Genomic DNA, 22,300 nt, shown 5'->3' with positions numbered 1-22,300 from the left:
ACAGACACCGGCGGCTCGTTCCGCCGGACAGGAATTCATTGCCTATCCCTTGCAGCGCCCGCGTTACAGCCGAACCTCGAACTCAGTGAAGTCCAAAGAAAAATCCAGAAGGAGAACATCGATGAAGCACAGCCTGAAAACCTTTTCCCTTTTTGTCACCGGCATGGTGCTGGCGGCCTCTCTAGGCCAAACTGCTTTCGCCGAAGACCTGCCTGGGAGTGGCAAGACGGTGCGGTACGCCCAGTCCGACAGCCTAGGCGCCAATTATGTCGTTGCCCAGATCGGCATGGCGGCGATGAAGGAACTCGGTTACGACGTCAAGCTGAGCACGCTCAACACCACCTTGTTCTTCCAGGCGGCGGCCCAGGGCGATCTCGATATCGCGACCGATATAAACTTCCCGCAGCGCGAGCCGGGCTACAAGAAGGTCGAGGCGCAGGCCGAGATCGTCGGCGGTGGCCTAATTCAAGGCGGCGGCATCAATGGCTATCTGATCGACAAGAAAACCGCCGACGCAAACAACATCACCACGCTCGATCAGATGAAGGATGCGAAGATCGCAGCTCTTTTCGGCACGACCGGCAAAGCCGACCTCATCAATTGCGACCCGGGCTGGAGTTGCGGCGACGTCGTCGACTTCCAGCTTGAGAAATTCGGACTCAAGGGCAGCGTCAATTCGGTCCGCGGCAAATACGAGGCGCTGATGGTCGAGGCCGTCGCCCGTGTCAAGCGCGGCGAGCCGGTATTCTTCTATGCCTGGAGCCCTTCGTGGATGAACAAGGCTCTGGTGCCCGGCAAGGATGTCGTCTGGTTGCCGACGCCCTTCGATGCCTTGCCGGAAAAGGTCCCCAACAAGGGCTCTGCCCTGGTGTCAGGCGTCAGCGGTTGCGCTGGCGGCGCTGATCCATGCCGCATGGCCATGGCGGCATGGAACTGGAACGCCGTCGCCAACCGCAAGTTCATTGCAGCCAATCCGGCAGTCAAGAAGCTCGTGGAGCAGATGTCGTTCCCGCTGGCCGACTGGTCGACCTGGGAACAAACGATCAGCGAAAAGGGCGGCAGCGACAGCAACATCAAAAAGCTGGCGCATGAATGGATCGAAACCCATCAGGAACAGTTCAATGCCTGGGTTGACCGCGCCAAAGTTGCAAGCTGATCACAATTCGCTGAAGTAGCCGCGTCAGGCCGACCCGACGCCGGGGTTGACGACGCAAAGAAGCTCCGGTGGCGCAAGCCGCCGGGGCAATTCGATTTTGCCATACTGCGGTGCTTTCGCTACTGAGTCCCTTGAGCCAAGCTAGGTAGCCGTGGAGCCTCAACAAGGTTTGCACCGCATTCGGACGAATACCGTCTCGCCTTCATGGTGATCAAAGCCCACCTCAAGCCCTACAATGCGGAGCAGCCCGAACAGGTCGGCGAAGGTTTTCGAACTGCTGGACAACCGGTCGCTTGCCTCCGATTCCGGCTGGTGGCTCGCGAAACGACGCGCCGCGCTCGGCGTCACCGACGATGTCCTGGAGCGCCTGAAGGCACGGCTCCGACGATCGAAGCACTACGCGCTGGGCGCGGAACCCGGCCACGCCGTGCTCGTCGAACCGAGGCGCGTGCTGCTCCCGGCGCAGACCGTCGACGCCGCCTTTGAAGGCGTCTGATGGTCGCGTCGCGAGAAACCCTTCAGGACCTCGCAGCCGAGAGCGAGCCTCGAAGCTGCCAATCCGCTTCTGGCCCAAGACAGCCGCGCTCGCACCCTTATGGTCAACACGGGTTCATCGACCCCTTTTGTAGGATGAAAGAGACACCGGGTGCATGGAATACTAGTCCTCCTCCTGGTCGTTAGGTTCGCCAGACCATACGAGAGAATACGAAGGATATGGGTTGGCGAACCAGCCGCTAACGTATTGATTTTGTGTAGAAGACGACGACCCTCCGGGCCCACCAAATTATAACATATCAATGTGTTACGCTTAATTCTTCAAGAATTAAGCGAGTTTTGCCAGATAAATTCATGAGTTTTAGATGGAATGATTTTGGGGCCCGTTGGTCAATTTTCTCCGTCTGGTCGATGTCACCTGTGAGACGTAGCGCAGGCCCCTGTATTTCAAAAGGCTCTCCGACGGCGAGTGCGGTGATCGGCGGCAACGGCGTGCGAAAGGGCGGGTGTGACTCATACCAGTCGTGCTCGCGACAGCTCAGCAATGGCCGCTTTGCGCCTCATAGCGGTCGTCAATGCCAGCTTGTATATCAACTGGAAGCGGTCGCCCTACCCGAAAGCCCTGGAAACTGCTTCCTGAGTCTCCACGCCCTCGCTATCGCATCAAACCTGTTCTGATCCAAACCTCCTGTCCAACCGATCTGACCGCTTGGAGAATTCTTAGCGTAATGCAGCATGCCAGAGGGCAGCAGGGCTAGACCCATTGGCCTGTCAAAGCTGCGATGAAGCGGCCTGCCAAAGGCCTGCCTTTTCGGCCGTGAAGAGCGATCCATAACTCGGCGTCCTGATCTAAATTCTCCAGGTAGATGGCACCCTGGCTGCCGCCGCCTCGTCTGCAATCAACTTAGGGGCTGTCTGTCGAATCTTGTCGATGAATGCCTTGCCACCGCGCCTCCCTTCCGGGAGCGATGGCAGCGAGAGGGCGCTACCGCCTTTCCCCACATTCAACTGCCAGTTTAGGTTTCGCTGCTTGGGTTGAAAGCTAACCGCCGAGGCCGTCGCGGATCGCTGAGAAATAGCGATCGGTTCCGACCTGGCCACCCTTCAGCGCGACCTGCAGCCCGTCGATCGCCGCGATGCGCGAATGGGCGACGCAGAGCGGCGAGCCGGGTGACGCTGGAAGCGGCATCCTGACCGTCAGCGCGTCGACGCCCATCTGCCCCAGTGCATGGCTCGACGTGTCGCCGCCGGCGATGATGACGCGCTTCAGGTTCTGCTGCTCGGTCAGTTGTCGCAGCAGCGTGCCAAGGCCGCGGCCGAGCTTGTGGCGGGCGCCTTGCTGCCGATCGATCTCGGCACCGCGATCAGCGGCAGGTCCGAGTGCCGTGTAAAGGATGACGCTGCGCCCGGCTTCCAGGCTGGCGCGGCCGCTTGCCGCCGCGCGCACGATCGCCTGTTCGGAATTGTCCGAGACCAGTTCGATGGGATCGACTTCGATGCCGTCGAAGCCGTCGGTCAACGCATGGCGGATCTGCCGTTCCGTGGTCGGCGAGCAACTGCCCGAGACGACCCCGACGCGGCCGGCAGCACCCGGCGCCGAAAAGCGGGACTCGGCCCGAACAACGGCGGTCTCTGCCCATTCGGCGAGCAACGCGTACTCGACGCCGGACGAGCCGACGACGAAGGAACCGCCTTGCTTGCGCGTGCGCCAGATCTCCTTGCCGGCAAACGCCTGGCTTTCCGGACTATCGACATCGATGAGTACGATGGCGGCGCCATCAGCGGCGAGGCGATCGAAGGCCGCTGAGCGGTCGGCCGAACGCAGCGTCGCCAGGTCGAGCAGACCCGAGGCAAGCCGGGTCTGCCGCGCCAGATGGATCAAAAGATCGGCCTCGTCCATCGGCGTCGCCGGATGGCGGCTCATCACCGGATGGCGGTCGATGCGGTAGTATTTGTCCCGATAGCCGGCGAACAGATGGCCGAAGGCGGTGTAGCGCTTGAGTTGCGGCGCGCCGACCACCAGCGGCACGCTGTCCTGCGCGAACACCGAACGGCCGATCTCGATCGCCCGGCCGATGCTGCCGATCGTCGGGCTGGAATCGAAGGTCGAGCAGACCTTGTAGTGGCAGATTTCGGCCTCAAGCGTCTTCAGCCAACCGAAGGCCACCTTGAGATGCGTGTCCATCCACTGCTGCGACTCGCTGCGGCTGGTGCCGGCCAGGCCGACGGCACGGCAATGCGAGAATTGCGCCAGCTGTGCGTCATCCGGCTGGCGCATGAACAGCACGGTCGGCACGCCGCCGAGTTCGAGCGCCTCCATCACATCGGTCGAGCCGGTGAGGTCGTCGCCATAATAGCTGAGCAGAAGGTCCCGCATTGCTCAGGCCGCCTTGCCGTCGCCGAACTTCTCGATCGAGCGCGCCAACTCGACATGCCTCTTGGCGAAGTCCGCGAGCGGGATGCCGTCGACCGCTGCTTGCCAGGCCTGCTGCACGGCGCGCACGCCGGCGCCCGGTCCGTCCGGATGGCTGACGATGCCGCCACCGCACAGATAGAGCAGGTCGACCGTGCGGCCGGTACGTTCGTAGGTTTCAGGCGCCTGTCCGCCCCATTGGCCCGAGCCCGCCACCGGCAGCGCGCAATCATCAGGCGAAAACAGCGGCGTCGTCACCGCCTCGAAGGAACGGATGAAGGAGTCGTCCGGCTCCCAGTATTTCGAGCCGATGCCGTTGATCTGGAACTGGTCGACGCCAAGCAGCCGCCAGAACTGCTGCCAGACCATGAAATCCATGCCGAGGCCGGGATGGCGGGTGAGGATGTCCCAGCCATTGCGGTGGGCGTGCAGCACCAGGCCGGAGTGCTTCCTGAGGTAAGCCATGCCGCCGAAGCCGACGGAATTGATGTTGATGACGGCGCAATTGCCGCCGGCTTCGACCACAAGGTCATGGTTGCGCATCATCTGGTCGGGATCGGCATGCGAGATGCCAAAGGCATACATCACCTTCTTGCCGGTCTTCTGCTCGTGGTTGAGGATCAAAGGCATGATCGCCTTCACCCGCTCCGCTAATGGCGAATAGGCCGGGCTCATCAGCTTCTCGTCGTCCTTGATGAAGTCGATGCCGGCATCGATCAGCTCGCCCACCATCGCGGCCGTCTCGTGCGGCCGCAAGCCGAGCGCCGGCTTGACGATGGTGCCGATGATCGGGCGGCCCTCGACGCCGGTCAGCCGGCGGCTGCCGGCGACGCCGAATTGCGGGCCGGGGTGGGCGCCCCTGAACTCCTTCGGCAGCTTCATGTCGACGACGCGGATCCCGGAAAAACCCCTGATCGAATAGGTGCCGCCAATGGCGATGGTCATCAGTGCCGCAAGGTCGGTGCCGATCGCGTCGAACGGGAAGCCGATGTCGACATCGGCGCGCTTGAATGGGCCAGGGCCGGCGTCGGGAATGGATGGCTGCTCCGCATCGGGCAAATGCCGGATCGCCAGCACATGGGCCGCGACGCGCGCCTTCAGCTCCTCAGTCTCGCCGGGCAGCGCGACGAAGGTTCCGGTCGACTGGTCGCTGGCGATCTTGGCCGCCATCGCCTCGATGCTGCCGGACGTTTCGATGCGATAGGTGAGGATGATCATGGCCGGCCGTCTCGGGTCGAAAAGGGGTTCGAAAACAATTCCCTGTCGTTCGAAATCTGGTATAATGAGTACATAAGTATTGCAAGCAATATCCTGCCCAAAGGATACAGTCCGACCGGCGGACGGGCATTCCGGGAACCGCCGCGGCAATGCTAGATAGAGCAGGGTCAAGGGAGTGATTCGCGACGATGAACCGTTCGGAGCCGATCGTCCGGCGAAAGCTTTCCGATGAAGTCTTTGCGCGACTGAAGCGCCTGATCACCAGCGGCGAATTGCAGCCGGGCGACGACATGCCGTCGGAGCGCGAATTGATGGAGCGTTTCGAGGTCGGCCGGCCAGCAATTCGCGAGGCAATGCAGGCGCTAAGCAATATGGGCCTCGTCGCTATCTCGCATGGCGAGCGTGCCAAGGTGCTGCAACTGACCGCCAAGTCGATCATCAGGCAGGTCGATGGCGCGGCCAAGATAATCCTGTCGTCGTCGAAGGACACGCTGGAGCACCTCAAAAGCGCGCGCATCTTCTTCGAGCGCGGCATGGTCCGGGAAGCCGCCGAGAAGGCCACGGCCGAGGATGTGCAGCGGTTGAGGGCCACCATTGCAGAGCAGCGCAGCTTTCGCGGCGACTCCGAAGCCTTCATCTCCGCCGACATGAAGTTCCACACCCAGATCGCGGCGATCTCGGGCAACCCGATCTATGTCGCCGTCAGCGAGGCGATGCTCGGCTGGCTGAAGGAATACCACACCGAGATGCTGATCTGGACCGGCAAGGAAAAGTTCACGCTGACTGAGCACGAGGAGATCATCGGCCGCATCGAGAAGAAGGATGCCGATGGCGCCGAGAAGGCAATGATCAAGCACCTTGAACGCTCGCGTGCCCTCTATGTGATGAATTCCGAGAAGTGACGGTTCAGCCGATCCGGGCGATCGCGTAAGGCGGCATCGCCAGCCTGCCGCCCGCATCCAGGCTGATGGCGCGCTCACTCCCATTCCGCATGATGAGCGATGCCTTGCCCAGACCGGAAATGTCGACCTCAACCTCGCCTGCTGTCAGGTTGGCCAGGCAGACGATCGTCTCGCCCATCGAGGAGCGGCTGGCGAGTGCCGCTACCCGGGTGTCATCGCTGACCGTAGTAGGGACATGCTGATGACCGACGAGGTCGCAAAGCATCTTCACGGCATGGAAAAGCGGCCGGGGCGCGCCGTCCTTGGCGGGCTCGCCCAACGACGCCAGCAGTCCGAACGGTCCGGCGAAACTCGACGGCGTCAGCATCTCCAGCCCGGCTGATGCCACACGCGCGGCATAGCCGATCGCCCAGGCGGCCGCGAACTGGCCGGCGTGGCGCGGATCGCGATTGGCCATGGCGATGCGCTGGCCATCCGGATTGTCCTTGGTCGCGCCGCCATAGGGGTTTTGGCGCATGGCAATGGTCGATGGTCCTATTCGGTACGGCTTGTCGCCGAAGATCGCCCGCGCCGATTGCGTAATGAAGGGCAGCGCCTCCAGTGACTGCATGATGCTGAGATCGTCGGCCGCGTGCACGATCGGGCAGGTGCAATGGGTGATGAAGTCGAGCGGGCCGACGGGAACGCGCTTGCGGTTGAGTTCGGTGAAATAGCTGAACATGCCGCCGCCGAGGCGGATGTCCGGGAAGGCGCGCCGCGCCGCCGCATAGACATTCTCGAGTGGCGGGCAGGGCGGCCACGCGCTGCCCGGCGGTGTCGACTGCCGGTCGACCGAAGGCGAGACGGCGATGGCATCGAGTCGCAAGCCGGCCCGGCGCACCATGCCGGCGATGCCGGAAAGTTCGGCATCGAGATCGCCGTCGCAGGCAACCACGCATTCGAGCGTCGTGCCCGACTTGTAGGCCTCGGCGAGTTGGGCGAAGGCGCGCAGCGCCTCGAAGCCATGGCCGCGCGTCGGATCGTAGTGGAACAGCAACTGGCGTGGCCCCAGCACTGTTAGTAAGGGCAAGATCGCCAGCGTTGCCTCGACATTTTCGGGGTAGATGACAACGCCGATCTCGGGCAGCGCCGCACCGGGTTCACCAAGCGCCACGCGGACCGGTTCGGAGGTAGTGGCGACTGCCGGCGCCTTGCCGTCGCCGGTGATGCGCAGCGTGATCGTCTGGCGGTTGGTTTCGCCGGCCGGCAGCTTGTAAGGCCACGGCAATGCGAGAGGCCGCACATAGGTCTTGTAGGAGGCGTCCGACCAGTTGCGCTGGTCTTCCATTTCGAAAATGTCGCCTTCCATACGGCATTCGGCGGCCACACTTGGACGGACCTGATGCGTGATGGCGCGAATATCCTTGAACGGCTGCCAGGGATCGATCTGCAGCGGCAACTTGGTATCCACCACGCTGCCGTCGGTGTGCTCGACCGTCACCGGGCTGCCGGCCAGCCCGGCGATCGGATGCAGGATGCAGAAGCCGCAGCGGTTGGTCTCGAAATCGCTCTCGGGCAGGGCGCTGACGTCAAAGAACAACTCGCCGCTGGCAGAGCCCTTGATGGTGGCGCGAAAGCCGAGCTTGCTGCCGTCCGGTCCCGTGCAGTGTGCCGCATAGCTGACCGAGAATGCATCGACGCGCTGGTCGATGACCAGGTCGGTCAGTACGGGCTCATACGTGCCCCAGTCGCGGTCGCGCACGATATAGGCGATCGCGCGCAGCACCTCGGTGCCGCCATGGCGGATCGTGCGCAGATTGCCGTTGACGAAATCGGCGCTTAGCGCGCCCGCACTCAGCCTGACCGGCGCGGCTTCGACCGCGTGCGTGCCATAGAGCTGGAAAGCGTCGGCGGTCATTTCAGCAAGGCATCGAGGTGGACCGGCTCGTGGCTCGCCGCGCCCGCATAGGCGGCCTCGACCAGCGCGAAGGTCTTGAGATTGTCGGCGCCGGAGGTCGCAGGTTCTTTTCCTGTCGCCAGGCAGTCGACCCAGTGCTGCTGGATCGCGACGACGCTTTCCTGGATGTTGTGCCAGGGACGCGATGCCCAGGAGAGCAGCGGCGGCGAGACGTCGCTCACCACCGTTCCGCTCTTGCCCGTAACAGTAAGCTTGTAGCCCTGCGCCAGGCGGATCGTGCCGTCGCTGCCGTCGATCTCGATCAGCGTCTCCGGAAACGGCTCGACAGCAAGTTTCGTCGCATAGCTGCAATCGACCACGGATGTGGCGCCACTCGCATGATCCATCAGCATGGTCACGACATCCTCGCCGGCAATGGCGGGATTGACGCGCGTGGTCCGCGTCGTGATCGTCGAGGCGTCGCCGAGCAGGAAGCGGCCGATGTCGAGAATGTGGATGCCGAGATCCTCGATGATGAAGCGCTTGCCGGTCGCCAGATAGGGCTGGCCGGAAAACACGTCATAGGCGGAGCGGAACGAGATGCGGCCGAAGAACGGCGTACCGATCTCGCCGCTGTCGAGCACGGCGCGCACCGCCTGGATCGGCGACTGCCAGCGGAAATTCTCGTGCACCATCAGCGGCACGTCGGCGTCCGCGCAAGCCTTCACCATCGCCTTGGCATCGGCAAGCGTCGGCGCGAACGGCTTCTGGCAGATCGCGGGTACGCGTTGCGCGGCCGCCATCTCGACCAGCGCCCGATGGCTGGGCGCGGTGGTGGCAATGTCGACAAAGTCGAGCGTCTCGTTCGCAAACATGGCGGCCGCGTCGCTATAGCGCCTCGCGATGCCGAACTGGTCGCCGACGATCCTGAGCCGTTCCGCATCGCGGTCGCAGATGGCGACGATCGAGGCGCCTTCGATCTCGCGCCAGCCCTGCATCTGGTTGACGGCAAAGAAGCCGCAGCCGATCAGCGCTCCCCGCAACCCCGCCATGCTCAGCCCACCATTGCCATCTGCATCAGTGTAACGCGGCTTTGCAGTCGGCGCTGCGCCTGGTCAACGACGACGGCGACGATTATGACGAGGCCCTTGATCACCATCTGCCAGAACGAGCTCACCCCCATCATCACCAGTCCGTCGGAGAGGATACCGATGACGAAGGCGCCGACGATGGTGCCGCCGATCGTGCCGCGCCCGCCCGACATCGAGGTGCCGCCGAGCACCGCGGCCGCGATGGCGTTGAGCTCGAAGCTCTCGCCCGTCGCCGGATGCGAGGCCATCAGCTCGGACGAGATGATCAGGCCGACGATCGCAGCGCAGAAGCCGGAGAACATGTAGACGAACATCTTGACCATGTTGACCCGCACGCCCGAAATGCGCGCCGCCCGCTCGTTGCCGCCGACAGCAAAGATATGGCGGCCGAGCGGCGTGTATTTCGCGAGATAGGCCGCGCCCAGCGCGACGACGATCAGGATCCAGATCGACACCGGCAGGCCGAGCAGCTTGCCGGCGCCGAGATAGCCGAAGCCGGTGGTGCCGAGTTCCGTCTTGCCGACCAGATTGGGGAAAGTGCGGCCATCGGACGACAAGAGCGCCAGGCCGCGCGAGACATAGAGCACGCCGAGCGTGGCGATAAATGGCGCGACGTTGAGCCTGGTGATCAGCAGCCCGTTGACGGCGCCGATCGCTATGCCGACGGCCAGCGTGATCAGCGCGATCTCGACGACGTTGAAATAGATCGTGTAGCCGATCTGCAGGTCGATGCCGTTCAGCACCAGATAGCCGGCAACCATGCCGCACAAGCCGACGATGGAACCGACCGACAGGTCGATGCCGCCGGTGATGATGACGAAGGTCATGCCCATGGCCAGGAAGGCGTTCAGCGCCACGTGCTTGGCCATTAGGATAAGGTTTGCCGCCGACAGGAAATTGGGCGCGGCGATCGAGAAAAACACCAACACCGCGATCAGCGCGATGAAGGTCCTGAGCTTCATCAATGTAAGAAGCAGCGAACCGCTGGAAGCGGTGGGGGCAGCCGCCTTGGCCGGAATGTCAGTCATGGGCGTTTGTCTCCGTTGGCCCTGCGGGTCCGTGGCCAAGCGCCGATGCGGCGACGATCGCCGCTTCCGTTGCCTCGGCGCGATCGAACATGCCGGTCAGCTTTCCATTGCTCATCACCGCGATGCGGTCGGACAGAGCCATCACCTCGTCGAGATCCGAAGTGGCGAACAGGATGCCGAGCCCGTCGCGCGACAGTTTACGCATAGTGCGGAAAACGTCGGCCTTGGCGCCGACATCTATCCCGCGGCTGGGCTCGTCCATCAGCAGCACCTTCGGACCGGTGAGCAGCGCCTTGCCGATCACCACCTTCTGCTGGTTGCCGCCGGACAGCGACGAGACTTCCTGCGCCGGGTCGGCGACCTTGATCGCTAGCTCCCGCACCATGCCGGCCACCGCCTGTCTTTCCTCGGCGCCGCGGATGTGGAACAGGCGGGCAAAGCGCGACAGGCTGGCCAGCGTCAGATTGCTGGCGACGGACAGGATCGACACCAGCCCTTCGCGCTGGCGGTCTTCGGGGATCAGCGCGAGGCCACGGCGGATGCGCCGCGTCGTGTCGCGTTCCCTTACCTTTTTGCCATCGATGAAGATCGAACCCGTGGCATGGCCGTGGCGGCCCATGATGCAGTCGAACAGTTCGCTGCGCCCGGCGCCCATCAGGCCGTAGATGCCCAAGATCTCGCCGGCGCGGAGCGACAGCGAGACATGGTCGACTGCAAGGCCGCCGGTCGCGCGCGGCAGGCAGATTTCTTCGGCGCGGAAGATCTCCTCACCGGGAGCGTGGCCGTCGGCCTTGGCGAAATCCTTGGCATCGGAGCCGATCATCTGCCGCACGATCCACTGCGTGTCGACGTTCTTCATCTGCTCCTGGCCGGTGATGCGGCCGTCGCGCAACACGGTGATGTAGTTGCCGATGCGGATCAGCTCTTCCAGCCGGTGCGAGATGTAGACGATGGCGACGCCGCGCGCCTTGAGGTCGGCGATGACCTTGAACAGGATCTCGACTTCCGCCGCACTCAGCGCCGAGGTCGGCTCGTCCATGATCAGGATGCGCGCGTCGAGAGAGACCGCCTTGGCGATCTCGACCAGCTGCTGCTGGCCGATGCGCAGATCCTCGACGAGTATGTCCGGGCGGATGCCGGCCTGCAGCCTTTCGAGGAATTCGGCCGCGCGGCGCTCCTGCTCCTTGCGGTCGATCTTGCGGAACCGGTTGGTGATCTCGCGGGTGGCGAAGATGTTTTCGGCGACGGTCAGGTTGCCGAACAGGTTGAGCTCCTGGAACACCATGCCGATGCCGCGGTTCACCGCATCGCCGGATGAGGCGAACGACACGTCTTCACCCTCGAGCAGGATGCGTCCGGCGGTCGGCTGCTCGACGCCGGCGATGATCTTCATCAGCGTCGACTTGCCCGCGCCGTTCTCGCCTACCAGAACGTTGACCGCGCCCCTGCGCACCTCGAAATTGGCGCGCTTGACCGCGACCGTGCCGGAATAGACCTTGGAGACATCCTCCAGCTTCAGGATGACGTCGCGCTCGGCTTCCGCGCTCATGGCTTCGGCCCGATCTCGGCCTCCGCCGGCGTCACCAGCGGCAGGTCTTGGCCGCTGCCCAGCGTATAGGCGCCGAGCACCTTGGCGCTGCGGCCCTCGAGCGCCTCGCGCGGCAGCTTGGACAGCGCCGTCTTGTCGGCATAAATGTTGAATGCCTTGCCAAACTGGGCGAAGTCGATCTGGTTGGTAAAGTCGTTGAACTGGATGAAGTCGAGGCTGTCGCGCAGCGCGGTGCCGCGCACCGCCGGTCCGATCTGCAGCCGCGCATCGGCCTTGCCGTCGCCGTCGACATCGACATCGATGGTCGCCGCGCGCGACTGGGTGTTGGCGGCGACGATCTTGCCCTCCAGCCGCACCGCGAAGGTCCAGGGCGAATTCGCCTGCTTGTTCGGATTGCCGTATTTGGCGCCGGCGGCAGCCGGATCGGTGGTGGCCAAGGCGTGCACTTCCGGGAACGGTCCGCCCTTCTGCTGCAGATAGGGGATTACCTTCGGCGCCCAGATGTCCTCGATCATCTTGTCGGGATTGAAGGCCGGCGCGTTGCCGCCGCCCTGCATCGACGGTGTCGGCAGGATCTTGCAGGCGGTGAGCCCGAGGCCGGCCATTCCGGCAAGAATTGGCACGGCGTAGCTCAACCAGGTCAGTTTGTTCGGCATGGCGGTCAGGAAGCACCCACGGAAATTGGGCAAGGGACGAACCGGAGGTCCGTCCCTTGCGATTGATGTGATGCCGGCTCAGTTGGTGAGCGCGAAAGTCTCCAGCTGCTTGGCATTGTCGCCATTGACCAGCACGCAGTCCATCAGCTGCTTTTCCTGGGCGGGAGACTTCTTGTTCTTGATGAAGTCGTCGGCTTGCACGACAGCCATCTGCGCCTGCGCGAAGGCCGGCTGCAGCACGGTCGCCTTGATGCCGCCGGAGGTGATGGAGTCGCGCACGTCGTTCGAGCCGTCGAAGCCGACGACAATGACATCCTTGGCGCCGGCGGCGGCGAGTGCTGCATAGGCACCCATCGCCATCGTGTCGTTGCCGGAGATCACGCCCTTGATGTCCGGGTTGGCCTGCAGGATCGATTCCATCTTGGAATAGGCTTCCGTTTGGCTCCAGTTGGCCGACTGCTGCGCCACCATCTTGAGGTCCGGATAGTCGTTGATGACGTCGTGATAGCCCTTCGAGCGGATGCCGGCATTGGTGTCGGATTCCTTGCCGACCAGCTCGACGAAATTGCCCTTCTCGCCCATCAGCTTGACGAACTCCTGCGCGCCGAGCTGGGCGCCCTGGTAGTTGTTGGAGACGATCTGCGCCACGGCGACGCCGGTGGCGTTGATCTCGCGATCGATCAGGAAGGAGGGGATGCCGGCGTCCTTGGCTTTCTGCACGGCAGCGACCGTGGCGTCAGCGCCGGCATTGTCGAGGATGATCGCCTTGGCGCCGCGGCCGATCGCCGTGTCGATCAGCTCGGACTGCTTGTTGGCGTCGTCGTCATGGGCCAGCACCAGCGCCTCGTAGCCGAGTTCCTTGGCCTTGGCTTCGGCGCCGACGGCTTCCGCCTTGAAGAACGGATTGTCGTGCGAGGGAGTGATGATGGCGATCAGGTCCGCCGCATAGGCAGGCATCGCCGTTCCGAGCGCCAGCACGCCGGCGAAAGCTGCAAGGGTCATTCTGCGAGTGAGTTTCATGAAGTCCTCCCGTTGAAAAAATATTTGCCCTGGCAAATCGGGCCTCTGTCTGCGTCTGAATTGGTCAGGCGGCGGATCGCGTCGGAATCAAGCCGCGTGCGGGCTCCTCCCGAGCAGATCGTCACTCCCCCGTCCTCCACTCGTTCAGGCTTCGACTCCCGCGAAACCTGATTATCCGAGCTCGAGAACAGCTTAGCCAACTGGTATAATGAGTCAACCACTATTTCAGGTGATATGTATCTGATGTGCGATTCACGCCTTTCCTTCTCCCCTGTGGGAGAAGGTGTATCGGCGCCCAGCGCCGAGACGGTTGAGGGGTGCGCGAAGGATCGCCGTCGCCGGCAGCTGGAGCATCTCCACAAGGGGAGAAGGAGGAGCGCCTCAGGTAATGCGCTGGATGCTCGCAGCGATTTCTTCCGGTTCGAAGACACGCTTCCAGTCGTCGCGCATCAGCACCGGCTTGCCGAATTCGATCGCCTTGTTGCAGGCGTCGGAGAACACGCCCTTGGTCTCGCCGAAGATGACGGCGCCGAGCACGTTCATGTGGCCGAGCAGGAAGTCGAGTGCGGCCTGCCGTTCGACGCCGCGCGCCACGACTTCGTCCATCGCCTCTTTCATGACGACCAGCAACGAGGCGCACACCGTCTCTGAAAGGCCGGGCTCCAGCAGCGCCATCTGCTCGACGGTGACGCGATGCGAGCGCATCACCGGTGCCCAGATGATCCGGGCGATCGCCTCGCCCTTGGCGTAGTCCGCCTCCGGCCCCTGCATCAGGGCGCTGACGAAATGTTGCTTGGCCTTGACGCCGCCGAAGAAGTCCTTCTTGGCCGCCATGTCGGTCTCGTCGTTGAAGATCGGCGGATGGCAGGGATGGGTGACGAAATAGGTGAGGTCGGGACGGTCCGGCAGATGGCCGGCGAAGGGAGCGGCGGCATCGAGAACCACCACCATCGTGCCCGCCGCCAGCTTGCTCTCGATGCTCGCCGCCACCTTGCCAATATGAGTGTCCGGAACGGCCAGGATCACCACGTCGGCACCTTTGAGCGCCTCGTCGGCGCTGACCGCATCGAATCCCAGTCCGGTCTTCAGCCGCTCGCGGCCCGCCTCGCTGACCTCGACATGGCGGATCGTGTAGTCCGATCTGCGAAAATTGGTCGACAGGCGGTAGCCCATTTTGCCGCCGGCTCCGAACAGCGCAATCGTTGTCATCTATGCTTGCTCCCGTTTTCCAACGATGGCTGCGCCGATCGTCACGTTATCAACTGGTATAATCACTCTACCACAACATAGTGGTTTGACCAGAGCCTTCCTTGCCGTTTCACGCAGGCCTGTCGCCAGTCTGTATTGCGGGATTGGCGTCTCATATGGACGGTATCCGCGCCCAGCTGAAGACAATCGGGCTCGAGCCCTACGACTGCCTCGGGCTTCAAAGCTCGGTCCTCGCTAGTTGGTTCCACTCAATCCAGGCGGGGCCATATCCTTAGGTAAGATTTGCCTATAAGCCTTCGGATTTGATGCAGCCCTAGCGTCAACCCGCACAAGGATGCCCTGGTAGGGTTGCGACATAAATGTTCGACTTTCAATCGACGAGAAATTCAGGGAAGCATCGCAGATGCGCAAGGCGATATTGCGCCTTCGATCAATCCGACGAACGCTATTGCCACTACTTTGGTTTCGATGACTGGCACGAGGCGTTAAACGAGGCCGGAAGGCCTGTATGGGTGCCGGTATGCAGTTAAGTCGGACTCGTGGGAGTTCCGGGCGATGTCATCTGAAGAGGAAGTCAACGCTTTCTGGTGGTGCCAACCGCCCCCTATTGAATGCGGGGCTGCTGCAAGGCGGCGGGCTGCCTCTCGCCCCAGAAGCCGGCGGGCGGTTCTAGGTCGAGTTTTCCATATCGCATCTAGCGGTCGCATCAAACCGGCCCTTGAGAGGCGGCGCTGCACATCAGCCAACGCGCTGCTACTCCATCGCAGGTCGACCATCCTACCGGCCCGTGACTCCAATCTTGCCAAGCCATAGTTTGACAAATTTGCGAAAGCACTAGGATTGCTAGTTCGATCCGCCAGCTCGGAATTCATTACCGCGATCGAGCTTCATGTGGACTGAGCTAATAATAAAAACTTATAACGTGCTTCGCGGCGCAACTCGCACGCCCTGTCTTGAAGACCTCCGCTATGTTACGGAATTGATATTCGAGAGGATTGCTCAAAGCTCTACTGCCTCTCGAAAATACGCAGCGCCACAGGTGACGCGTTCATCGATCTCGGAAAAGTTTTTCCCCTTTCATCGAGGGCGATGACGCACGCCTGGAAGCGTGAGCTAGGCATGGTCAAGGGAGGAATAACATGCGCGAACTTAACAAAGACGTTGGCATCAGGGTTCTCAATACGTCGAGTGGAATCCGTTGCTTGATGGCAACTGCGGCAGCAGCTCTGCTATGGGCGGGGCCCGCCAATGCCAAGGAACTTACCTTCGGCTATGTTCCGGCCAGCTTGGAGTATCCGTACAACGTGTCCACGGCCGACGGCTTCAAAGAGGCTGCGGCAGCAGCCGGCGTAAAAGCGGTCGTTCTCGATCCGCGCGGCAGTGTCGAAAAGCAGGGAAACGCTCTGGACGACCTGATCACCCAGAAGGTCGACGCCGTCGGCTTCCTCCCACTTGATTCCGTGGTGTCCGAATCCTTCGTCGACAAGCTCAACGCTGCGAAAATTCCGGTTGTCGCCATTGCTCTTCAGGTCGGCGACTCGGCGAAGCGGAAGGTCAACGATCCTTATCCGGGGTTGTCGGCGCTGGTCGCGACAGACAACTACAAGGCCGGCTATGTTTCCGGGGAAATGGCTGCCGACATCCTGCCCAAGGACCACACGGCCAAGATCGGCATCGTGATGGGCGACCCGGCCTATACCATCGTCAAGCTCGATACGGAGGGCTTCCGCGCCGCGTTGGACAAGGCCGGCGCGAAATACGAGATCGTCGCCGAACAGCCGACCAACTGGACGCCGGACCAGGGCGAGTCTGTATGCCAGAACTTCCTGACGGCACATCCCGATTTGGACCTGATCTTCAGCCATGCCGACGACATGGCCATCGGCTGCGCTCGCGCCATCAGTGCTGCGAGTTCGAAAGCTACGCTGATTGCCACGGGCGGCGGTTCCAAGCTTGGCCACGACGCCATTCTGGCCGGCGAGATGTACGGGTCCGTCTGCACCCGGCCGAAGCTGCTCGGGAAGCTGATGTTCCAGGCCATGTATGAAGCAGCGACCAAGCCCGATACGCCCAAGGCTCGTTTCGTCAGCTACGACATGCCCCAGATCACAAAGGACAAGATCAACGATTGTCCGGAGCAGTGGTAGGATAGCTGTCGCAGCGATCCTATCTCGGGAGCATCGATCCATGCACCTTGACCAGCCGATCATGCAATTGCGTGGCGTCGCAAAAGCGTTCCCAAACGGGACGCTGGCGCTGCGCGGCGTCGATCTCGATATCAGGCCGGGCAGGGTGCATGGCTTGCTGGGCGCCAATGGCGCCGGCAAGTCTACTCTTATCAAAATCCTCTCCGGCGCCTACCGCGCCACGCTAGGGGAAATCATCTGGCGGGGTCAGCCCGTTTCCTGGGATAGTCCCAAAGCCGCCAACGACATGGGTGTCGCGACAATCCATCAACACATCCCGCTGGTTCCAACTCTTTCCGTTTTGGAGAATGTTTTCCTCGGGAGCCACGGTCGTTGGCGACGCTCCTCCAGCTCTCGGCTTCAGTTCGAAGAGTTATGCAAGCGCATCGGGTACCGGTTGGATCCGGGCGAATTGGTCGGCTCCTTGTCTATAGGGGCACGGCAGATGGTTTCCATCTTTCAAGCCCTTGGCACGGGCGCGGATCTGATCGTGATGGACGAACCGACCGCTTCGCTGGCGTCGGAAGAACGGGAACTGGTCTATGCAACGGTGAGGCTCCTATCCAAAGGAGAGAACAAGGCCATCCTGTTCGTTTCGCATTTTCTCGACGAAGTGATGTCTCTCACCGACGAGGTAACAGTGCTCCGTGACGGCAAGGCCGTGCTGCGGGCCGCAACGGCCGATCTGGACGAGAACCAGATTGCGGAAGCGATCGTCGGAAAGCAGATCGTCGCCCTAGAGCACGAGGCACAGCAGCGCCATACCCTTGAGCCGGTTTCCGCGAACCAAGACCCTGCCTTGCGGGTGCGTGAACTCGCCTCGCCGGGCAAGCTCTCTGCCACGTCTTTTGATGTTGCGCGTGGCGAAGTCGTCGGCGTCGCTGGCCTGCTCGGTTCGGGTCGTAGCGAATTGCTTCACGCGATTTATGGTTCTGACAAGTACGCGACCGGCTCAGTCGTTGTCGACGGCAAGAGCCTACCTCGAAACACCGGCGCCGCGGTTAAGGCCGGCATCGGCCTGGTGCCTGAAGATCGTATGGCTCAAGGCCTCGTCCCCGACTTTGAGATCTGGCGCAACGTATCTCTCCCGGCCCTGCAGGGAGTATCTGTTTTCAATTCTCTTCCCGTGGCTCAGCGCGAGCGCGAGCGTGGTTGGGAAGCTATCCGCTTGCTCTCGATCAAAGCGGATTCCCCGGAAATCCTTGTGAAAGAACTGAGCGGAGGGAACGCCCAGAAGGTCACCATCGCCAAGTGGCTTTTCAGCGACGTGAAGCTTTTCCTTCTGGATGAACCCACGGCGGGGATCGATATCGGCGCCAAGACCGAGATTTTGCGCCTGGTCCGTCAACTCGCGGGGGAGGGCAAATCGGTCATCATTGTGTCGTCGGAGTTTGAAGAGCTTCTTGCCGTCTCCGACCGGATCCTTGTCATGCGAGATGGGCGGTGCATTGCCGAGCGAAAGATCCACGAGACGACAGAGACCGAACTACTGCTGCTGGCGGGCGGGCAAAGTGCAAACCCTGAAGCCTCAAACCTCCCAATCGACTCCTGAGTGACAGCGAGAAAAGCGATGAACACAGCAGGCTATACCCAGTCGCAAAAGAATAACATGTCGCAGGTTTCCGCAACGAACCTGCCGAAAACGGATTGGCGTCGTTTGTTAGGCCTTCGCGAGATGGGCGTATACTACGCCTTATTTCTACTCATCATCACACTTGCGATCGTCACGACCTATCTAGGACGCGCGAACTATCTGAGCGTGCTTAATCTTTCCAATGTGATCTACCAATCTTCCCTCATCGCCATCATGGCCGTGGCCATGACGGTGGTGCTTATCAGCGGCAACTTCGATCTATCCGTCGCCTCGGTGGCGGCATTTGCGGCGGTTCTGCTGATAGGCAATGCCGATGCGATCGGGTTCTGGCCCGCTGCCGCATTGGCGCTGACCGGGGCGATGGGCATAGGATTGATCAACGGTGTCATCGTTCAGTATGTCGGGATAAACGCATTTATCGTGACACTTGGCACCATGACCGCCGTACGCGGTCTCGTCCTCATCTATACCGATGGTCGCTCACTTTCGGCATCTGATCCCGCGGTCGTCGCAACGATGAAGGCCGTTGAGGGCGGTAGCCACGACGTGTTCTGGCTGTTGCTGGTCGCCGGTATCCTGCTTTTAGTCCTTGGCGCATCTGGCTTGTTCAAGGCCTACAGTGCCGGTGGCGCATTGCGGCCGGTCTCAATTGGCACGGCGGCAGGGGGAGCTGCGTTTCTCCTCGTCGCTTGGGCTTGCGGCGGAGAGTTGGTTTTACGCAATCCCGTGATCTATATGGGATTATTTTCGGGCGCCGTCTGGTTTACGCTAGGCTACACAATGGTGGGACGTCGCATTTACGCATCTGGAGGCAATCCCGAAGCAGCCCGCCTCTCCGGCATCAATGTCACACGCTACAAGCTGTTGGCGTTCGTATTCTGCAGTGCCACTGCGGGCCTTGCCGGAATCCTCTTCGCGAGCCGCTTGCGTTCGATCAATCCGGCGGGCCTGCAAGGTGCAGAGCTGACCGTTATCGCGGCGGCAATCCTGGGCGGCACATCGCTATTCGGCGGCGCGGGCAGTGTCGTGAAGACCCTCGCTGGCGCTTTGCTGCTCTATTCCCTGACCAACGGGTTCAACATCATGAATCTCGGCGCGAACTGGCAGGGCCTGATCGAAGGCATGGTGGTCGTTGCCGCAGCCGCTATCTACACCGTTGGCGGCAACAAGGCCAAGTCCAAGACGGGCGGCTGAAGCTCGGACATGAGCGATCTCGAACGCATCAGAATGGAATACAAGACATGACCAACATACCGCTCGTCGATTTTGTCGGAAAAGTCGCCTTTGTTACTGGCGCCGGCAGCGGCATCGGTCGTGCAACGGCCGTGGCCTTCGCCCGTGCCGGCGCGGCAGTGACCGTAGCAGATATCAGCGAAGAAGGCCTCCAGGGCACTGTGGCCGAAATCGAGGGATTCGGCGGCAAGGTCCTCTCGATCGTGTGTGACGTGACAAAAGCCTCGGATGTCAAATCCGCTCTCGACCTGACGGTAGCAACCTTCGGACGCCTCGATGCTGCCTTCAACAATGCTGGCATCGAACAGCCAGGCACAATGATCGCGGACATTTCGGAAGATCTCTTTGACCGGGTAATTTCCGTGAATCTCAAAAGTGTCTTTCTCTGCATGAAATACGAGATCGAAATCATGCTCGGCAACGGCGGCGGCGCCGTCGTCAATACGTCGTCAGGCGCCGGCGTGCTCGCCATCCGCCAACAATCCGCCTACTGCGCTTCAAAGTTCGGTGTCACCGCGATGAGCAAGGCTGCTGCACTCGAATATGCGGACCAAGGTATTCGCGTGAATGCGATTTGTCCGGGTATCATCGATACTCCGATGATTGCCCGCTACACAGGCAACACCGAGGCAGGCAGAGCTCGAATTATCAAGCAGGAGCCGGTTGGGCGCATGGGGCGACCGGAGGAGATTGCTGGAACGGTGCTTTGGCTTTGCTCGGATGCGGGCGGCTTCGTCACGGGTCATGCGATGGTCGTCGACGGTGGGCAAACCGCCGGCATATAGATTTCTCGTTTCGGGTGACGTCAGGCTGCGGCGCGGATCAACTCACTTGCGTCCGGCAACTCCTCGAGGGAGCGAGCCAGGGATTCTGCGCGCAGAATCTTGGTCGCGGCGACAGGGGTCATGCTGACCGAAGCGCATTCCCTAAATTTTGCGCATATGTCATCCCACGACAGGGGATTGTCGGAATTGCCGGGCACGGCAATTCCCTCCCGGACCCAAGACCTTCCATCCCGCGCCAGGATTTGGACCCGACCCAACGGAAGTTCCAATTTCCAGTCCAGCGCTGGGTCGCTGATGAGATGCATCTTGCGTCCAACGGCCAGCACCTCGTGGTCGGACAGGCCGACGGAGGAAAAATCCTTGACGCTCATGCCACGACGGACAATCGCGACAGAAACCAGGAATGGCAGGCTGAACTTCGCATCTGCCAAGGTCGCCGGCGCGCGGCGTTCTTCCAAAGGTTGGCACATCAGGTCATGGTAGTCTCCAACGTGCAGTCGGATCTCGGAAATCTGTTCGGGTTGCAGATCGTTTTCCGTCATGATGTCGATAGCCGCTTTCATATGGCTATGCGCCGTTCCGACACACGGCCAGCGTTTGTAAAGCGTTCCGCTGCCAAGGAACTCGGAGCCGAGGTTCCGGACGATCGCCTGACGGTCATACTGGCCGTTGAAATACGTTCTCATAAAACCGTATTCACCCTCGAAAGCCTTATCGATGCCTGTAATTCCGCGTTCAGCCATCATTGCCGCGAGAACGGCTCCCCTGGCTGAAAACCCGGCATAGAGACCGCGCAGATCACTACCCCGGCCTGCAACCATCTCCATGATGCCGCTCGACTGCATCGTTGCGATACCGAGAGCATCGGCGGTCTGCTTAGGAGACAGCGACATCACCCTTGCCGCTGCGGCGGTTGCGGCAAACACTCCCAACACTGTTGAGAGGTTCCAGTCCTTTTTCCAACCTACGTTGCAGCGCAAGCGCGCGAAAATGTCCTGTCCTGCCGCGATCGCTGCTATCAATTCCTTTCCCGACACGCCGCCCTGCCGTTCGGCGACCGCTAAGACGGCAGGAACGATTGAACTCCCAGAATGCTGCCCCCACGGAGTTTGGTCGTCATAGTCAAGGCAATGCGCCAGGGCGCCATTGGCTAACGCTGCCGAGAGGGCAGGGACTTTGCCTGGCAAGCCGAGCACCGTGGACTGTGGTGCTCCAGCACTCTCTCGAATGATATCGATGACGCCGTGTACGGCCGGCTCCAGGCCACTCGCCGCCAACATGACCCCGATCGTGTCCAAAAGGGACTTTTTGGCCGCCTCGCGCGCATCGGAAGGAACATCATCGTAGCTGAGTTGGACCGTATGATCAGCCAGAACGTGTACAAGATCAGGGACATCAGACATCGTAGGGCCTGCATTCAGATTGGACGACGGCCACATTAATCGGAGGCCGCATCTCAATGCCACGTTCCGGGCGATCTATCATTTCCCATGTCGACTTCGTCTGAGTGATATATAATCCAAAATTATATGCGAGGCCGCTCGCGTGCGTTTTGCGGTTTCAAAATTGATGTGAAGATGGAAACTTCCACCCCGTCCAATCGCAGTCATGTGCGGGTTGGGATGGGAAGAGCGGTTTGAACGTTCGCGTTAGGTTGAAGCTGCGGACGCGTTCTCGCCCTTGGCGCTTTCTAAGCAAATCGGCGTTTGGCGCCGCGCATTTTTTGCAGGATCTGCGGCCCGCAAAGGACCGCTACGCTAGCTGTGGAGCCTCAACAGGTTGTCCTCGGTTAGAGCGAGGCGACTGATAGGTGTTTTGGACTTTAGGCTCCCGTGGGGACGGTGCCAATTGTATCTGTGCAGCCAGACCGGCAACTCTGCGGCGCGGTG

17 protein-coding genes and 1 pseudogene are annotated in these 22,300 nt (G+C 61.5%); 7 read left to right on the top strand and 11 right to left on the bottom strand.

The genetic code is table 11. From position 1 onward, the window contains the following. Positions 1-121: 121 nt before the first annotated feature. Both proX and EN786_RS00085 read left to right on the top strand, forming a co-directional pair. Positions 122-1,156: a glycine betaine/L-proline ABC transporter substrate-binding protein ProX gene (gene proX, locus EN786_RS00095; protein WP_127308675.1), complete on the top strand. Its 1,035-nt coding sequence runs from the start codon at positions 122-124 to the stop codon at positions 1,154-1,156. A 235-nt stretch (positions 1,157-1,391) separates the two neighbouring features. Continuing rightward, complete coding sequence (locus tag EN786_RS00085; RefSeq protein WP_127308676.1) at positions 1,392-1,652, top strand: hypothetical protein; 261 nt, start codon at positions 1,392-1,394, stop codon at positions 1,650-1,652. Between the two features lie 1,041 nt (positions 1,653-2,693). Here EN786_RS00085 and EN786_RS00080 read toward each other — a convergent pair. Both EN786_RS00080 and oiaX read right to left on the bottom strand, forming a co-directional pair. After that, entirely contained in the window at positions 2,694-4,028 is a 1,335-nt protein-coding gene (locus EN786_RS00080) for a four-carbon acid sugar kinase family protein (protein WP_127308677.1), read from the bottom strand. A 3-nt stretch (positions 4,029-4,031) separates the two neighbouring features. Continuing rightward, positions 4,032-5,282 carry a 3-oxo-isoapionate-4-phosphate decarboxylase OiaX gene (gene oiaX, locus EN786_RS00075; protein ID WP_127283196.1) on the bottom strand — a complete coding sequence of 417 codons (1,251 nt, stop codon included), beginning with the start codon at positions 5,280-5,282 and terminating at the stop codon, positions 4,032-4,034. 188 nt (positions 5,283-5,470) lie between these two features. On the opposite strand from oiaX, the gene EN786_RS00070 reads away from it, so the two are divergent. Next, the gene (locus tag EN786_RS00070; RefSeq protein ID WP_127283197.1) at positions 5,471-6,184 is read left to right on the top strand and encodes a transcriptional regulator NanR; all 714 of its coding nucleotides are present in this window, start codon (positions 5,471-5,473) and stop codon (positions 6,182-6,184) included. Between the two features lie 4 nt (positions 6,185-6,188). Here the strand turns inward: EN786_RS00070 and EN786_RS00065 are convergent, their stop codons facing one another. The 7 genes from EN786_RS00065 to EN786_RS00035 form a co-directional block, all read right to left on the bottom strand. Further along, positions 6,189-8,081, bottom strand: a complete 1,893-nt coding sequence (locus tag EN786_RS00065; RefSeq protein ID WP_127283198.1) for a hypothetical protein — start codon at positions 8,079-8,081, stop codon at positions 6,189-6,191. Continuing rightward, entirely contained in the window at positions 8,078-9,112 is a 1,035-nt protein-coding gene (locus EN786_RS00060) for a Gfo/Idh/MocA family oxidoreductase (protein WP_127283199.1), read from the bottom strand. Before EN786_RS00060 ends, EN786_RS00065 begins: the two co-directional genes overlap by 4 nt. A 2-nt stretch (positions 9,113-9,114) precedes the next feature. Beyond that, complete coding sequence (locus tag EN786_RS00055) at positions 9,115-10,179, bottom strand: ABC transporter permease (RefSeq protein WP_127283200.1); 1,065 nt, start codon at positions 10,177-10,179, stop codon at positions 9,115-9,117. Beyond that, positions 10,172-11,728 carry a sugar ABC transporter ATP-binding protein gene (locus tag EN786_RS00050; protein ID WP_127283201.1) on the bottom strand — a complete coding sequence of 519 codons (1,557 nt, stop codon included), beginning with the start codon at positions 11,726-11,728 and terminating at the stop codon, positions 10,172-10,174. Before EN786_RS00050 ends, EN786_RS00055 begins: the two co-directional genes overlap by 8 nt. Then, entirely contained in the window at positions 11,725-12,384 is a 660-nt protein-coding gene (locus EN786_RS00045) for a DUF2291 family protein (RefSeq protein ID WP_127283202.1), read from the bottom strand. The genes EN786_RS00050 and EN786_RS00045 overlap by 4 nt, the downstream gene beginning before the upstream one ends. A 78-nt stretch (positions 12,385-12,462) precedes the next feature. Further along, positions 12,463-13,404, bottom strand: a complete 942-nt coding sequence (locus EN786_RS00040) for a D-ribose ABC transporter substrate-binding protein (RefSeq protein ID WP_127308678.1) — start codon at positions 13,402-13,404, stop codon at positions 12,463-12,465. Positions 13,405-13,785: 381 nt separating this feature from the next. Continuing rightward, complete coding sequence (locus EN786_RS00035; protein WP_006205031.1) at positions 13,786-14,613, bottom strand: phosphogluconate dehydrogenase C-terminal domain-containing protein; 828 nt, start codon at positions 14,611-14,613, stop codon at positions 13,786-13,788. Between the two features lie 1,139 nt (positions 14,614-15,752). Between EN786_RS00035 and EN786_RS00030 the strand changes: the two genes are divergently transcribed. The 4 genes from EN786_RS00030 to EN786_RS00015 are packed head-to-tail and all read left to right on the top strand — an operon-like array spanning position 15,753 to position 20,411. Next, entirely contained in the window at positions 15,753-16,760 is a 1,008-nt protein-coding gene (locus tag EN786_RS00030; RefSeq protein WP_127308679.1) for a sugar ABC transporter substrate-binding protein, read from the top strand. A 40-nt stretch (positions 16,761-16,800) separates the two neighbouring features. Next, positions 16,801-18,351: a sugar ABC transporter ATP-binding protein gene (locus EN786_RS00025; protein WP_127282742.1), complete on the top strand. Its 1,551-nt coding sequence runs from the start codon at positions 16,801-16,803 to the stop codon at positions 18,349-18,351. Between the two features lie 18 nt (positions 18,352-18,369). Continuing rightward, positions 18,370-19,587: an ABC transporter permease gene (locus EN786_RS00020; RefSeq protein ID WP_127308680.1), complete on the top strand. Its 1,218-nt coding sequence runs from the start codon at positions 18,370-18,372 to the stop codon at positions 19,585-19,587. A gap of 47 nt (positions 19,588-19,634) precedes the next feature. Further along, complete coding sequence (locus EN786_RS00015) at positions 19,635-20,411, top strand: glucose 1-dehydrogenase (protein WP_127282740.1); 777 nt, start codon at positions 19,635-19,637, stop codon at positions 20,409-20,411. A gap of 20 nt (positions 20,412-20,431) precedes the next feature. Here the strand turns inward: EN786_RS00015 and EN786_RS00010 are convergent, their stop codons facing one another. Together EN786_RS00010 and EN786_RS00005 are read right to left on the bottom strand one after the other, a co-directional pair. Then, on the bottom strand, positions 20,432-21,814 hold the full coding sequence (locus EN786_RS00010) for an MmgE/PrpD family protein (protein ID WP_127308681.1): 1,383 nt from the start codon (positions 21,812-21,814) through the stop codon (positions 20,432-20,434). 354 nt (positions 21,815-22,168) lie between these two features. Then, positions 22,169-22,300: pseudogene (locus EN786_RS00005) on the bottom strand (IS481 family transposase); the annotation flags it as partial.

The sequence above is a fragment of the Mesorhizobium sp. M4B.F.Ca.ET.143.01.1.1 genome (genome assembly GCF_004792275.1).
GTDB classification, from domain to species: Bacteria; Pseudomonadota; Alphaproteobacteria; order Rhizobiales; family Rhizobiaceae; genus Mesorhizobium; species Mesorhizobium abyssinicae.
This window is presented reverse-complemented; position numbering and strand designations above follow the sequence as displayed.

What these genes read in the sequence shown, in the direction of transcription:
- EN786_RS00050 (WP_127283201.1), bottom strand. Translation starts at nt 11,728, where the DNA reads ATGAGCGCGGAAGCCGAGCGCGACGTCATCCTGAAGCTGGAGGATGTC.
- EN786_RS00015 (WP_127282740.1), top strand. Translation starts at nt 19,635, where the DNA reads ATGACCAACATACCGCTCGTCGATTTTGTCGGAAAAGTCGCCTTTGTT.
- EN786_RS00055 (WP_127283200.1), bottom strand. Translation starts at nt 10,179, where the DNA reads ATGACTGACATTCCGGCCAAGGCGGCTGCCCCCACCGCTTCCAGCGGT.
- EN786_RS00070 (WP_127283197.1), top strand. Translation starts at nt 5,471, where the DNA reads ATGAACCGTTCGGAGCCGATCGTCCGGCGAAAGCTTTCCGATGAAGTC.
- EN786_RS00060 (WP_127283199.1), bottom strand. Translation starts at nt 9,112, where the DNA reads ATGGCGGGGTTGCGGGGAGCGCTGATCGGCTGCGGCTTCTTTGCCGTC.
- EN786_RS00065 (WP_127283198.1), bottom strand. Translation starts at nt 8,081, where the DNA reads ATGACCGCCGACGCTTTCCAGCTCTATGGCACGCACGCGGTCGAAGCC.
- EN786_RS00045 (WP_127283202.1), bottom strand. Translation starts at nt 12,384, where the DNA reads ATGCCGAACAAACTGACCTGGTTGAGCTACGCCGTGCCAATTCTTGCC.
- EN786_RS00020 (WP_127308680.1), top strand. Translation starts at nt 18,370, where the DNA reads ATGAACACAGCAGGCTATACCCAGTCGCAAAAGAATAACATGTCGCAG.
- EN786_RS00040 (WP_127308678.1), bottom strand. Translation starts at nt 13,404, where the DNA reads ATGAAACTCACTCGCAGAATGACCCTTGCAGCTTTCGCCGGCGTGCTG.
- EN786_RS00010 (WP_127308681.1), bottom strand. Translation starts at nt 21,814, where the DNA reads ATGTCTGATGTCCCTGATCTTGTACACGTTCTGGCTGATCATACGGTC.
- EN786_RS00085 (WP_127308676.1), top strand. Translation starts at nt 1,392, where the DNA reads ATGCGGAGCAGCCCGAACAGGTCGGCGAAGGTTTTCGAACTGCTGGAC.
- oiaX (WP_127283196.1), bottom strand. Translation starts at nt 5,282, where the DNA reads ATGATCATCCTCACCTATCGCATCGAAACGTCCGGCAGCATCGAGGCG.
- EN786_RS00025 (WP_127282742.1), top strand. Translation starts at nt 16,801, where the DNA reads ATGCACCTTGACCAGCCGATCATGCAATTGCGTGGCGTCGCAAAAGCG.
- EN786_RS00035 (WP_006205031.1), bottom strand. Translation starts at nt 14,613, where the DNA reads ATGACAACGATTGCGCTGTTCGGAGCCGGCGGCAAAATGGGCTACCGC.
- proX (WP_127308675.1), top strand. Translation starts at nt 122, where the DNA reads ATGAAGCACAGCCTGAAAACCTTTTCCCTTTTTGTCACCGGCATGGTG.
- EN786_RS00080 (WP_127308677.1), bottom strand. Translation starts at nt 4,028, where the DNA reads ATGCGGGACCTTCTGCTCAGCTATTATGGCGACGACCTCACCGGCTCG.
- EN786_RS00030 (WP_127308679.1), top strand. Translation starts at nt 15,753, where the DNA reads ATGCGCGAACTTAACAAAGACGTTGGCATCAGGGTTCTCAATACGTCG.